This is a genomic window from Anaerosporobacter faecicola (assembly GCF_012070565.1).
GTDB lineage: Bacteria > Bacillota > Clostridia > Lachnospirales > Lachnospiraceae > Anaerosporobacter > Anaerosporobacter faecicola.
This window is the reverse complement of sequence record NZ_JAAQRO010000008.1, coordinates 299,521-313,231: the sequence shown is the minus strand read 5'-3', so window position 1 is coordinate 313,231 and position 13,711 is coordinate 299,521. Positions and strand designations below refer to the sequence as shown.

12 protein-coding genes are annotated in these 13,711 nt (G+C 38.0%); 10 read left to right on the top strand and 2 right to left on the bottom strand.

Annotated features, from left to right (window positions below):
- Window positions 1-6 precede the first annotated feature (6 nt).
- From HBB17_RS04565 to HBB17_RS04535, 7 genes are all read left to right on the top strand, one after another.
- Entirely contained in the window at window positions 7-1,764 is a 1,758-nt protein-coding gene (locus HBB17_RS04565) for an ABC transporter ATP-binding protein (protein WP_167956139.1), read from the top strand.
- Window positions 1,765-1,844: 80 nt separating this feature from the next.
- Window positions 1,845-2,540, top strand: a complete 696-nt coding sequence (locus tag HBB17_RS04560; RefSeq protein ID WP_167956137.1) for a LytR/AlgR family response regulator transcription factor — start codon at window positions 1,845-1,847, stop codon at window positions 2,538-2,540.
- 46 nt (window positions 2,541-2,586) lie between these two features.
- A complete protein-coding gene (locus HBB17_RS04555) occupies window positions 2,587-3,204 on the top strand; it encodes an ATP-binding cassette domain-containing protein (RefSeq protein WP_167956135.1) in 618 nt (205 codons plus the stop codon).
- A 304-nt stretch (window positions 3,205-3,508) separates the two neighbouring features.
- Window positions 3,509-5,323, top strand: coding sequence for a phospholipid carrier-dependent glycosyltransferase (locus tag HBB17_RS04550; RefSeq protein WP_167956133.1), 1,815 nt, complete (start codon window positions 3,509-3,511; stop codon window positions 5,321-5,323).
- A 199-nt stretch (window positions 5,324-5,522) separates the two neighbouring features.
- Complete coding sequence (locus HBB17_RS04545) at window positions 5,523-6,068, top strand: GNAT family N-acetyltransferase (RefSeq protein WP_167956131.1); 546 nt, start codon at window positions 5,523-5,525, stop codon at window positions 6,066-6,068.
- 117 nt (window positions 6,069-6,185) lie between these two features.
- The gene (locus HBB17_RS04540; protein ID WP_167956129.1) at window positions 6,186-6,650 is read left to right on the top strand and encodes a GyrI-like domain-containing protein; all 465 of its coding nucleotides are present in this window, start codon (window positions 6,186-6,188) and stop codon (window positions 6,648-6,650) included.
- Between the two features lie 169 nt (window positions 6,651-6,819).
- A complete protein-coding gene (locus tag HBB17_RS04535; RefSeq protein ID WP_167956127.1) occupies window positions 6,820-7,632 on the top strand; it encodes a polysaccharide deacetylase family protein in 813 nt (270 codons plus the stop codon).
- Between the two features lie 81 nt (window positions 7,633-7,713).
- Here HBB17_RS04535 and HBB17_RS04530 read toward each other — a convergent pair whose 3' ends face one another.
- On the bottom strand, window positions 7,714-8,616 hold the full coding sequence (locus HBB17_RS04530; RefSeq protein ID WP_167956125.1) for a phosphotransferase: 903 nt from the start codon (window positions 8,614-8,616) through the stop codon (window positions 7,714-7,716).
- Window positions 8,617-8,841: 225 nt separating this feature from the next.
- Here HBB17_RS04530 and nox point away from each other — a divergent pair, with 225 nt between their 5' ends.
- Both nox and HBB17_RS04520 read left to right on the top strand, forming a co-directional pair.
- Entirely contained in the window at window positions 8,842-10,176 is a 1,335-nt protein-coding gene (gene nox, locus HBB17_RS04525) for a H2O-forming NADH oxidase (RefSeq protein WP_167956123.1), read from the top strand.
- 42 nt (window positions 10,177-10,218) lie between these two features.
- On the top strand, window positions 10,219-10,776 hold the full coding sequence (locus HBB17_RS04520; protein WP_167956121.1) for a hypothetical protein: 558 nt from the start codon (window positions 10,219-10,221) through the stop codon (window positions 10,774-10,776).
- A gap of 13 nt (window positions 10,777-10,789) precedes the next feature.
- Here the strand turns inward: HBB17_RS04520 and HBB17_RS04515 are convergent, their stop codons facing one another.
- On the bottom strand, window positions 10,790-12,544 hold the full coding sequence (locus HBB17_RS04515) for a hypothetical protein (RefSeq protein ID WP_167956119.1): 1,755 nt from the start codon (window positions 12,542-12,544) through the stop codon (window positions 10,790-10,792).
- Window positions 12,545-12,951: 407 nt separating this feature from the next.
- Here HBB17_RS04515 and HBB17_RS04510 point away from each other — a divergent pair, with 407 nt between their 5' ends.
- Window positions 12,952-13,710 carry an ABC transporter ATP-binding protein gene (locus HBB17_RS04510; RefSeq protein WP_167956117.1) on the top strand — a complete coding sequence of 253 codons (759 nt, stop codon included), beginning with the start codon at window positions 12,952-12,954 and terminating at the stop codon, window positions 13,708-13,710.
- Window position 13,711 lies beyond the last annotated feature (1 nt).

Sequence of the window (13,711 nt, the reverse complement as noted above, 5' to 3'; positions counted from 1 at the left end):
AGGAAAATGATGAAAGGTGAAACGAAGGTATTTTATCAAAAAGTGGCATGGATGTTTCGTTTTGTAAGACCATACAAATATCGTTGGCTGCTAGGAATATGCTTTGATATCTTAGGAGATGGACTGGGTATGATCTTTTCTGCAATTGCTTTAGAACGAATTGCCGATGCAATCATGAAGTTGGATTTTCAGAGTGTAGGAATTGGTATGTGCTATTTTTTAATTAGTTTTCTTGTTATGATGGTATTTCATGTGCTTTTTTATAGCACCTATGGGACAGCCCAGGCAGGAATCAAAGCTGGAATTTGTGGAGCTGTTTTTTATAAACTAGTAAAAGAACCTTTGAAACAAGATTCGCAGGAAAAGATAGAGGATCAGATTACGTATCTAAATCAGGATATAGACCTTTGTTTACGTATGTATACGGAAGATTTTCGAACATTGGTCAAGGCAGTAATGATGGGAATTATTGCACTAGGAAGTATTATGCTCAAGAATCTGGCAGTAGGAATCTTATGTTTTATTATTTTCTTGGGTAATATTATCGGCAATCTTTACTTTACACCAAAACAGGAGAAGGTGGTAGCGAAACGTCAAAAAGCCGTTGCCAGAATAAATGGGGTTTATAATGAAGTATTTGCAGGTGCTATGGTAATTAAACTATTACGTTTGAAACCAATGATGATGGAACGCATTCATGATGCTGCAGATTATGTGAGCGATGTAAAACGAGAGGAACGTAGATTAACCTTAAAACAGGAAAGCTGTACGAATCTCTTCCTATACACCACAACGATTCTTCCTTTGTTGGTAAATGCTATATTGTGGTCATTAGGGAAAATAACATTTGGTACAATATTCTTTGTAAAGCAGATGACAGATGTCTATCTTGGATATTGTAATTCCATTGGGATCTCTATACGAAACTTAAGTAAGTGTCAAGCGGGAATTAATCGAATCTATACAATGTTACAAGAACCGGATGAATTGGAGTCATATGGGGTTGTTGTAACAAAGAAACCATCGGATGTTGTAATGGACCTTCAAAATATTCGTATCTCGTATGGTAATAAAACGGTTATAAAGGACTTTTCACTTAAGGTATTATCCAATGAAACGGTTGCACTGGTTGGAAGCAGCGGTTCAGGAAAGAGTAGCTTAATGAAGGCAATTTTACAGCTGGTTTCCTATGAGGGGCATATGAACCTTTATGGAATCGATGCAAAAGACTATTCTTTGGAATATCTGCGTAACCAGTTTGCTTATGTTGAACAAGAAGCAAAATTATTTGACGGTACCATTTATGATAATATTGTCTATGGAAATGTTACGGCTACTGAGGATGAAGTTTATCTTGCTGCAAAGAAAGCCTTTGCACACGAGTTCATTTTGAAATTACCAAATGGTTATGATACAATGATTGGAGAGAATGGATATAAGTTGTCTGGAGGAGAGAGACAACGACTTGCGATTGCTCGAGCATTTCTAAAGAATGCACCGATTCTTCTATTGGATGAAGCAACCTCGGCGTTGGATTCAGAATCGGAGCAGAAGGTGCAGATGGCAATTGAGGAACTTATGAAGGGAAGAACCATCTTGGTTGTAGCACATCGTCTATCAACCATTCAGCATGCCGATCGTATCCTTGTACTTGAACATGGGGATATGATTGAATCAGGAAATCATAAGGAACTAATCAGCCAAAGTGGAAGATACCAGGAACTTTATCAGTTGCAATTTTCTAGGACGGCATCACCAAATTGAACCCTAAACGACTAGTTTGGTAAAATGTTATTTACGCAGGATAAAACTACCGTCGCTCGATCTGATAGGAGGTTATGAAGTTGAACATTGCATTATGTGAAGATGAACAAGAACAACAGAATACCTTAAAAAAGCTGATTTCTGAATGGATGATACAGACGAAAGTTGCTGTAAATGTTGCATTCTTTACTTCAGGTGAGCAGTTCCTTGCATCTTGGGATTCTGGTGTCAATTATGACATCGTATTTCTAGATATCGGATTAGAGGGAATGGACGGAATGAAGGCGGCGCGTAAGATCAGAGAGCGGGATGACATGTTGACACTTGTTTTCTTAACTTCAAGGATTGAGTATGTGCTGAAAGGCTATGAAGTGAATGCATGGAGATACTTATTAAAACCTGTACATGCATCGGAATTTTTTCAATGCTTGAATAAAGCAAAAGAAATGTCCGATCGCAACCAAGAGGTGATGATTATCCATAATGATAATCGCTATTATAAAATAGCCTATGATTCCATTCAGTATCTAGAGGCGTTTGGTCACTACGTTGAGATCCATACAACCAATGGAACCTATCAAATGAGAGCAGGAATTAGCCAGATGGAAGCGAAATTACCGAAACATTTTTTTCGCTGTCATCGTTCTTATATCGTTAATGTGAACGAAATAAAGGAGATTAAGGACCAACAGGTGAAGGTCGGAGACGATTGGATTTCACTTAGTGTAAAAAAGCGAGGAGAATTACAGTTGCATCTTCCTAGTACATTGTGGTAAACTATCGTTTGCCCTATATGAAGGAAGGAAGTACAGGAAGATACAAATGAAACAAGTTATTAGACTAGAACATGTGACAAAAAGAAAAAAGAATGAAACAATGGTGGAAGAATTAAATCTTTCCATTAATACAGGTGAAGTAGTAGGATTTGTAGGCACGACTTATGAGAAAACCACATTATTAATGCAAATGTTAGCTGGTGAGATTACACCATGTACGGGTAAGATTTTTTACGACAAGGAAGACTTGGGGAAATATGGGCAAGTTCCAGGGCAAGTAGGAGTTTATGTCTCCGATATTGGATTCTTAGAGGAGTATTCGGGATACCGTAATCTCAAATACATTGCAGGAATGAATGGTAAAGTGGGCGAAACGGAAATCAAAGATGCAATTCAATTTGTTGGATTATCACCTACTAATCGAAAGAAAGTACTACACTATACAAAGCGTATGCGACAGAAGTTAAGTATTGCCCAAGCGATCATGGAAGGACAAAAGGTATTGCTACTTGATGCAGGGATCTTTACAGAAGGAAACAAAGAGAACCATGCAGAGATTCGGAAAATCTTAATGCGGCTAAAAAAATTAGGTAATACCATATGTATTGCAAGTGAAAAACAAGAATATATAGAACGAATATGTGATCAAATCATATATTTATAGAGTGGCATGTTGAAGTGCCACTCTTTTTATTTACGCGAGCAACGAGCCAAAGTCCAAGTTTACTTGAGACCTTGGCGACTGCCGCGATAACTTGATAAACTCGCAAAGCGTGTTTATCATAGTTTACGCGAGCAACGAGCCAAAGTCCCAACGAGATTGCATCTCTGTTTTATGCTTACCCGAGCAGTATCAGCAAAGATTCTTAAAATAAGTCGGTAAATCTTTACAAGCATGCGAAATTAGCGTACTATATATCTTTGGAAAGAATAAAATAATAGCAAAAATCAATGGACAGGGTCTGAAAATGTTAAAAAAGTTGAAATATAAAGAGAAACTGAATAAAGAGTATCGTATAAGAGTGTCTGAAAAACGGTATCATTTTACCAAAGCAGATTGGATTGGGTTATTCCTTGTGACTGTAATCTATGCCGTATTTGCCTTTTATAATTTGGGTGCAAAAGAAGCTGCGGAATCCACTTGGGAAAGTAAGGAAGTCAATCAGCAGTTGAACATAGATTTTGATCGTGTACATACACTCTCAAAAATCACCTATTATAATGGGCAATATGGAAAGCGTGATTTTGATCTGTATGTTTGGGAGGATACTTCACGAACATGGAAAATCGTTAAAAACATTTATATGAAATCGGTATTCTCATGGGGAGAGGAAGAGATTACAGCTACAGGAAGCCAGTTCTGTATTATTCCAAGACAACAGCCAACAGCGATCATTGAACTTGCCCTTTGGGATAGCAATGGAAACAAGATTACCCCGAATGTTACAGATGAAAATTATGCGTTATTTGATGAACAAGATTTAGTACCTGAAAAGAGAAGTTTTGAAAATAGTACCTATTTTGATGAAATATATTTTGCAAGAACTGGATATGAGTTTCTGCACGGAGATACGACATATGAAATTTCCCATCCGCCTTTGGGAAAAATCATCATTGCAGTAGGAATCAAGATCTTTGGTATGAATCCATTTGGTTGGCGAGTCATAGGAATGCTGTTTGGTATCGCAATGATTCCTGTCATGTATGTACTGGCTAGTGAATTGTTTCGAAAACGGGAGATTGCTTTGGTAACCACCATATTCCTGGCTTCGGATTTCATGCATTTTACACAGACAAGAATTGCTACGGTTGATGTTTATGCCGTATTCTTTATCCTTGTAATGTATTATTTTATGCTACGGTACATGAGAACGAGTTTTTATGACACATCGTTCCTTAAAACGTGTATCCCATTAGGCTTATGTGGCTTTACGATGGGTCTGGCAGTATCAACAAAATGGACGGGAGTCTATGCCGCAGTCGGCCTGGCAATCTTATTCTTTTGGCAGATGTATATTCGTTTTCGTGAATATCGATATGCAAAATCTTGTCCGGAAGAAAGTAGCAATGGAATTTCTCATCAGGAGATTATACAGAAATTCGTACCTGCTTTTGTAAAAACCATCGGCTTCTGTTTAATTGCTTTTGTCGTTGTTCCAGCTTTGATCTATATCCTGTCTTATCTGCCGTTTGTAAGTGGCAATGAAGGCGATTCCTTGCTTAAGAGAATGTGGGATAATCAGCAATTCATGTTGTCTTATCATTCCAAGTTGGTAGCAACCCATCCATATGGGTCCAAATGGTACACGTGGTTATTGGATATACGACCAATTCTATATTATTTCAGTAACATTGGGAATAATCAGGCACAATCCATCAGCGCAATGGGAAATCCAATTATATGGTGGAGTGGTTTACTAGGTGTATTCTATATGGGATACCGAATCATCAGATATAGTGATTTCACTGCGAAATATCTATTAATCGGTTATCTTGTACAATTGGTACCATGGATGTTGATCACCAGAGTAACATTTATCTACCACTATTTTGGGAGTTCTGTTTTTCTTATATTAATTTTGGGGTATACCATTCATTTAATCATGACATTTCTTCAGAATAAGTTTGGAAAAAAGAAGTGGCAGAAGAGGATTTTATGTGGTTATGTTGCCTTAACGGTTATCGCATTTATTCTTTTCTACCCCGTACTTTCCGGATATCCTGCAAGTCATGATTATGTACAGACGTGTTTAAAATGGTTTTCTTCATGGCCATTCGTTTAGGGTGAAGTAAATATATATTGAATACAATAAAGGGCTGTTGTGAAACAGCCCTTTATTGTGGTTTTATAGGCTCAATCATTAATAGAATAGAAAACGAGCTTGCGCATACATCGAATCTTATACTACAATGATGGAAGAGAATTTCTTACGAGAAAATGCCTACAGTAATAGAGGTAGGTTCAAAATATGGGGGGATAAAATGTATATAGAAACAGAAAGATTAATTATAAGAGATTTGGAAAGAAAAGATGCAGTTAGACTTTATGATATTGTATGGCAAAGAAATGTTGTACGATTTATGAAAGATTGGTCAGAAAATGGACCATCTCCGGAAGCTTTTTGGGACTACATTGATTGGCACCAGACGAAGAAAAATTCAAAAGATGTATATGAGAACAAAAGATATGCCATTACATTGAAACAGGAGGATTTCATGATCGGTAGTGTTGGAATGGGGGTGGAAGATACCTTGAATGAAGTGGAAATGGCTTATTTTCTAGATGACGCATATCAAGGAAACGGGTATGCAACAGAGGCATTGGGGGCATTGTTTGATTGGTGTATGTCCGTGTCCGACTTGCCATATATGATTCTTACAATTGATTGTGCAAACGAGGCATCATGCAAGGTTGCAGAAAGAGCAGGATTTGAACTTTTTGAAAAACGAACACCAATCAATCATAAACAACCAAACATGGAAAGTGAAAGTTATTATTATTATCGCAAATACCGAAAAATGAATTAGGATTCAGAATGGGATTATATTTTTAATGCAAGAATGAAAAAAACTTTATAATATGACAAACGATGTCAGATTAAGCCTGCTATGATATCCCCATAAACAGAAAGGGGAGTTTTCTATATGAATTATGAAATTGTAACATTGGAAGAAAAGATGGTAGTAGGTCTTGAAGCAAGAACGAACAATGCTTCGCCAGAGATGGGGAGTGTAATCGGAGGATTATGGCAGCAATTTTATTCTGCTGAAGTATATCCAAAAATCGAACATAAGGCAAATAATCATGCGGTAGGAATCTATACGGATTATGCCAGTGATGAAAAAGGAGATTATACCGTTGTAGTTGCCTGTGAAGTAGAAATGAAGGATACGCTTCCAGAAGGCATGGTTGCAAGAACGATTCCAGCAGGAAGATATGCTCGTTTTCTTGTTGAAGGTGATATGCAACAGGCAGTCGCAGAGTTCTGGTCAAAGTTATGGCAGTTAGACTTACCACGAAATTATGTCTGTGATTTTGAAGAATATCTGAATAGTGATCCGGTTCATGCCAAAATCTATGTATATATTGGATTATGTGCTGAGAAGTAGAAACGATTTACATGGAAAAATCATAGAACGAGTTAGTAAAGAACCATCATAAGATTGATGGCGAGCTTTTTAAAAAAATTTGATGGTCATATTGTAATTGTTGGATTATTTTACGTATATTCATTTTTATTGGTAATATATTTATAAAAAAGAGTATTGTAGGGTAAGCATGAAGATCAATCAAAATGTGAAATCACTTATCATACTGGGTATTGTGTACGTATTACTCTATTTGGTAGGGGCTGGAGCTGGGAAAGCAGTAACAACCTGGAGAGAACATAAGGGAAATGTTCAGCCAGAAAGTGAGAACTGGGGACTTGGTTTTTCACAGGAAGGGCAGCCGCCAACAGGGAATGCATCATGTGATGAACTGAAAAATTATGATACATATTTTATGGGAACAGGTCAGGAGAAAGTAATTTATCTTACCTTTGACTGTGGATATGAGAATGGAAATACTGCACCAATTCTGGAGGCGTTGAAAAAACACAAGGTAAGTGGGACGTTCTTTGTGGTAGGACATTTCTTAGAAACGAGTCCTGATCTTGTGAAACAAATGGTAGCAGAAGGGCATACCGTTGGAAATCATACCTATCATCATAGAGATATGGGTGCCATATCTGATCCAGCAGAATTCGAAAAAGAGATGGTGGATGTTGAGAAATTGTATGAAGAAATCACAGGTCAAAAGATGGTCAAATTCTATCGGCCACCTCAAGGAAAGTATAGTGTTGAAAATCTTAAACTAGCACAGTCTTTGGGTTATAAGACATTCTTCTGGAGTCTTGCTTATGTGGATTGGAATGTGGACGCACAACCGTCTAAGGAAGAGGCTTTTAATAAGTTATTGAAGCGTATTCATCCAGGAGCAATCGTGTTACTACACAGTACCTCGAAGACAAATGGTGAGATTTTAGACGAATTATTAACCAAATGGGAAGAGATGGGATATACCTTTAAGTCTTTGGCTGATATTCAATAAATGGAATGAAATCGCTATCTTTTTAATTTAAAATGTAAAGCAATAGCCTTCTGTGAATTAAGCACAGAAGGCTATTGCTTTTTACATACAGAGTCTTGTGAGATCTGCTTCCATATTACAAATAAAGTGATACAAAGACATGGCATCCTTGGCATGAACATCGTCCTGTTCATTTATAAAGTAAGCCGTAAAGAGTAACTCAATCCCTTTCATTACGGTTGGAAGAAGAGCTTTTTCTATAGGAATGAGAGGTTGTTGACATTCATATCCTTCGATGGTATTGGCTACGGCAATCAGCCAGTTCTCATCAGTAAGCTGGTTGGTTGTACGTTCTGAAAGAAGTCCGAGTAAAAAGTAAGCCAAATCAAAGATTCGGATATTCCTTTGGCTAAGATCAAAATCAATATAACCAGTGAAGCTTTCCTCTTCAAATAAAAAGTTTCCAAAATGAACATCGCGGTGAATCAACTGTTTTGGTAAAGTAGGATAAGCCGTGGCAAGTTTGTCTACAACGGCTAGATAAGTCTCCTTTGCAAGATAAGACCAATTGTTTGTAGCAAAGGAATCATAGATCCAACCCTTTAGCTCATTAAGGAAGTTATTGTCCCAAAAAGTAAATTGTTTTTCACAGGTTTGAAATGCACAATGAAGTGTACCAATTGCAGAGCCCATTTGTCTTGCAAGTTTTGCTGGAGCTTGATTAATGGAATTTAGTCGTTTCCCAGGCAATTTACTCATAAGAAGATAATATTCCTTACCATTGGAAAGATAATCGTTTCCATTAGATAAGATGTGAATCTGTGGAACTGGAACATTACAGGAATGCAGGCAATGCAGAATCTGTATGTTTCTCTTTAGAAGGTCTTCATCGTCGTAAGATTTTAGTATGTACTGTTTGTTAATTTCCCAAGTGTTGGATTGGAGCTCTGTTATCGTTCCTTGGAGATTCCAATTTATTAAGATGTCTTGTATTGTGGTGTTCATTATCCCTCACATATCCTTTCACATAAGTGTTATCCTGTCGTTTCTTTGGCCTGATTATTCATTGGTAATCTGAGATAAAAACATTTGAAAATCAACTCATACGTATTTTCTACTATATACTTGTAGTGGTTAAAATTCAACCTTTACATATTTAATAAGTACTTTGGAGATGATAAAGAGCATACAATGGAAAAGCAATTAATGTTGTTAATAAGGAGAAGAAGTATGGAAAAGGTCGTCGTTGTTGGTGCAAATCATGCTGGTACGGCAGCAATTAATACAGTATTAGATAATTATGCAGACAAAGAAGTCATTGCTTTTGATGCGAATGATAATATCAGCTTTCTTGGTTGTGGAATGGCTTTATGGATTGGAAAACAGATCAAAGGTTCTTCGGGACTTTTTTATTCGGATAAAGATAAATTAGAGGCAAAAGGTGCGAAGGTGTATATGGAAACCTATGTGGAATCTGTGGACTATACGAATAAGGTTGTGCATGCAACAGGAAAAAACGGGAAGACATGTGAACAACCCTATGATAAATTGATATTAGCCACAGGATCTATTCCGATTGCACCACCAATCAAAGGAATAGAGCTTGAGAACGTACAATTTGTGAAACTGTTTCAAAATGCACAAGAAGTCATTCAAAAGTTAGAAAGTGGTCGAATTAAACGGGTAGTAGTTGTTGGCGCTGGATATATTGGAGTGGAATTGGCAGAAGCCTTTAAGCGTAATGGGAATGAGGTTACATTGATCGACATGGCGGATACATGCCTAAGTGGGTATTATGATCGAGAATTTACAGACCTTATGGCAAAGCATCTTGAAGAGAATGGAGTTCATCTAGCATTTGGGCAGTCCGTGAAGGAGATTAAGGGAACAACAAAAGTAGAAGTTGTTGTGACAGACAAGGAAGAATTCCAAGCGGATATGGTTGTTTTATGCATGGGCTTCAAACCGAACAATACGCTGGGAAAAGATACATTAGAATTGTACACAAATGGTGCGTTCTTAGTAAATGGAAGGCAAGAGACTAGTGTTCCTGATGTATATGCCATTGGAGATTGTGCAACGGTTTACGACAATGCAACAAAGGGAGAGAATTATATCGCTTTGGCTTCTAATGCGGTTCGGTCGGGTATCATTGCTGCCCATAATGCTTGTGGTACGTCCATTGCTACGGAAGGTGTACAAGGAACCAATGGGATCAGTGTCTTTGGATTTAATATGTTAGCAACGGGTCTAACTTTGGCAAAAGCGAAGAGTTTGGGATTGGCTGCTGTGGCAACGGACTATGAAGATTGGCAAAAGCCATTATTTATTGAACATGGCAATTTTAAAGTTAAGATTCGAATCGTGTATGACCAGAATACAAGGATCATCTTAGGAACACAATTGAGTTCCGACTCCGATATCTCGTTAGCCATTCATTTCTTTAGTTTGGCTGTACAGGAGAATGTTACGATTGACAAGATTAAATTGTTTGATGCATTTTTCCTTCCACATTTTAATCAACCATATAATTATATTACAATGGCGGCATTACAAGCAAAATAGGGAACTCTTTTATCTGGTACGGTATTGTAAGGAGATCATGTAATGAAAAAAAGACCATTTTCCAAACAACATAAACATGTTCTGGTTGGTGCGATTTGTTTTATATGCTTTTTTCTAATGACTGGAGCTTACAGTGGAGCGAGAAAGGTTGCCAAGAATGGAGGGGAGCAGTATTATGTAGCTGATTCCCTTGAACTTGTTCAAAGTGGAGATAGTAGGACTCTTTTGCAGTGGTGTATTGCCTCTATTGGAGAGAACGATAATTCCTTCGTTGACTTATGGGGAAATGGAAAGTGTACAAAAGAAGAGTATGGTGATATAACACTGCGCCGATACCACCTCGTTCTGTTTGAACAGAAGGTAGATATGCTCACTTCTGTTGAACATGGAAGAATCAGCGCAATTACAATTATCCCTGATAAGGGGGATTATACGGTCTGGTTTCAGATTCTACGTAATTCCTTTGGTAATCCACAAGAAACCATTCAGCAAAAGGTTGGTCTGTCAGATGATCTCGATGCTTCTGCTTGGAATATTGGAGAGGGGTCAATTGACCTTCGAAGCACTTATGGCGGAGTGGAGTTAACATTGCAACCTTGATGATCGGTAATCTCTATGCAGCTAGTTCACCATTTACATAGAGATGATAACCGTTGGTATCTACATTTGTTAGATCCCCATCAAAAGAGGAGATATACGTATCTGCGGTTAATGTCCAATGGGAATCTGCATCCATTGTAACATCAACTGTTCCAGCAGTTCCATCTGGATTGATGCAACCTTGAAAAGAGGTTGCATTTTTCATGGTCAATTTGAGGGAAGAGATTTCATCAACGGTAATAATACCAGACATTTCCTGCGACTCTGCCGTGAAGATAACATTACCACCATTGGCACCTTCCGTACCCCAACCACGGCTGCCATTGTTCCCAGCTATCGTAAGAAGATTATCATTTGCCAGTGTTAAGGCAACATCTGATAGAGTGATGTCGCAATTTGTATTGGTTACATAGAATAGGTCTCCATTCTTCGAAGTGAGACTGCCACCATTCATTGTAAATGTTGCATCACCCATGGTTGCATCTCCGGACATGCTTTGATAGATCATAACGCAGTGGATATTTTCTTCCGAATCTTCGTATGTTCCCGTCATATTCCCAGTTGCATCACAATTCGTAAGGGAAACCGAGTTCTGCCCTTCTACGACAACCGCTTCTGAATTGTTTGCGATTAATGTGGCATCGCTTACTGCAATGTTAGCGGTACTATAGATGGCAGGACTTCCGGTACCATTTGTAATGTATGAACCCTTTGATACGGTTACATTGCCGCCACCACGGTCACTACGAATGGCAGCTGCGGAATTACCTTCTGTCTGTACATCTAGATTGGTAGCGTTCATCGTTGCACCACCAGTCGTTTGAATACCTCCAGAATTGTTGTTTGTTGTACGAATGGTGGAGTTTGAGATGGATACGGTAGTACCTTCTCCGTAACTGAATACGCCATTCCCGTTAACCGTAGTAGTATTAACGGTGGCATTATCGATGGTTACATTGGCTCCGTTCAAAGCAAGAAAACCAGCATTTTGTCCATAGAAATCACCATCTTCTGTATTGGAGGAATCACCGCCTGTTTTCTCCACCTTGATACCAGTAAGGGAGGCTGTGGCACCATCTACTCGTAATGCATTCTCATTATCTCCGGTTGAGGTATACGTTGTATCGGAAACTTGGGAATCGGAATCGATGGTAGTCGCGGCTGTACCGTTGGTAACAGTAGAACTACCACCAAAACCATTACCACTTTGTAGATTCTTCACTATAATTGCTGTTGCTTGGTTGTTTTCATCAAGCGTAATATCTAGTACGGAGTTTACTGCGATATCGTCAATGGTACCTTCTTGGCTTCCTTGTAAGAATTCAACTGTAATTTTTGTATCATCGGTTATCGTAAATGTAATCGTATCCGTTCCTTCTACAAATGTTGTTCCACCTGGTTGCCCAGGTGCAGAACCGGAATTGCCGGAAGGAGCTTGCTGTCCGTCAGCAGGCATCTCAGGAGCAGAACCAGAATCACCAGAAGGAGCTTGCCCGTCAGCAGGTTTTTCAGGAGGAGTGCCGCCTTCTGCAACTTGGGTATTAAGATTACCTTTGATGGCTGTGATTGTAGTTCCATCAATGGATTGTACTTTGGCGTATATGGAATCAGCATTTTCTTGTTCCTCAGTCAGTTCATTGGATTCTATATCTGAATTTTCCTCATTTGTTGTAGATTCTTTCTTATTACAAGCAATCATTGTAGAAGCTGCTAATGCAATGCATAAGCCTAGTGTGAATATCTTTTTATGTAGGTGTATTCTTCTCATAAGAAGTCTCCTTTCCATTTCTTAAATTTTACACATATAGTTTTACTTTATCTACATGCCTGTTATTGTTTGTATCTATACAATACAAAATATTTATAGTGGATTTGTGACCAGTTTGTGATAATTTGGTGAACATGGCTGGTATGAATAGACTTGAATAAAAAAGTGGGATATGAATTTTGGTAAGAGCAATTAAGAATTTGATAAGAAATTAAGAGATTAACAAGAAAATAACAGTGGCTGGACAAAGATTTCTTTCCTTTTCTTCGCTATAATGATGGATGTTAAATGGTTTATTAGAAAGAGCATGGGGATTTGTCAGTCGCCTATGTTGCATGCACACTTCACACAGGACGAACGTTTGAGGTAGAGAATAAATATAGAGAAATAGAAAGGAATGGAAGTCGATGAAAACAATTATTAAAACAGATAAATTATGTAAAACTTTTTCCACAGGAGGGGTACAACAACATGTAATTAAGAACATGGATCTTGAGATTAAGGAAGGAGATTTTACGATTCTAATGGGAAGCTCTGGATCTGGTAAATCCACATTACTATATGCACTTTCTGGAATGGATCAGCCAAGTATGGGAAAGATTTATTTTGGAGAACAAGAGATATCAACTTTTCGAAATGACCAGTTGGCACTTTTTCGCAGAATGAACTGTGGTTTCGTTTTTCAGAATATTTATCTATTGGATAACATGAACGTTTTAGACAATATCTTAACAAATGGATTGCTGGTTTCGGAGAAGAAGAAAGAAATTGTCAGTAGAGCAAAACAATTGCTTCTTCGTGTTGGATTAACAGAAGAAGATTTTAAAAAATTCCCAGCTAGTTTATCCGGTGGTGAAGCACAACGAGTTGGTATTGTTCGTGCATTGATTAATCAACCGAAGATTGTATTTGCAGATGAGCCAACTGGAGCGTTGAATTCAGCATCTGGTAAGGACGTACTTGATGTCTTTACTGAGGTGAATCAGACGGGGCAAAGTATTGTTATGGTAACCCATGATGTGAAAACAGCCTTACGGGGAAATCGTATCTTATATATGAAAGATGGTACCATACAGGGAGAACTGCATCTAGAAGCGTATACGACGAATAATCTAGATGCTAGAAGATCAAAAGTACAGTATTTCCTTGACGAAATGGGGTGGTAAG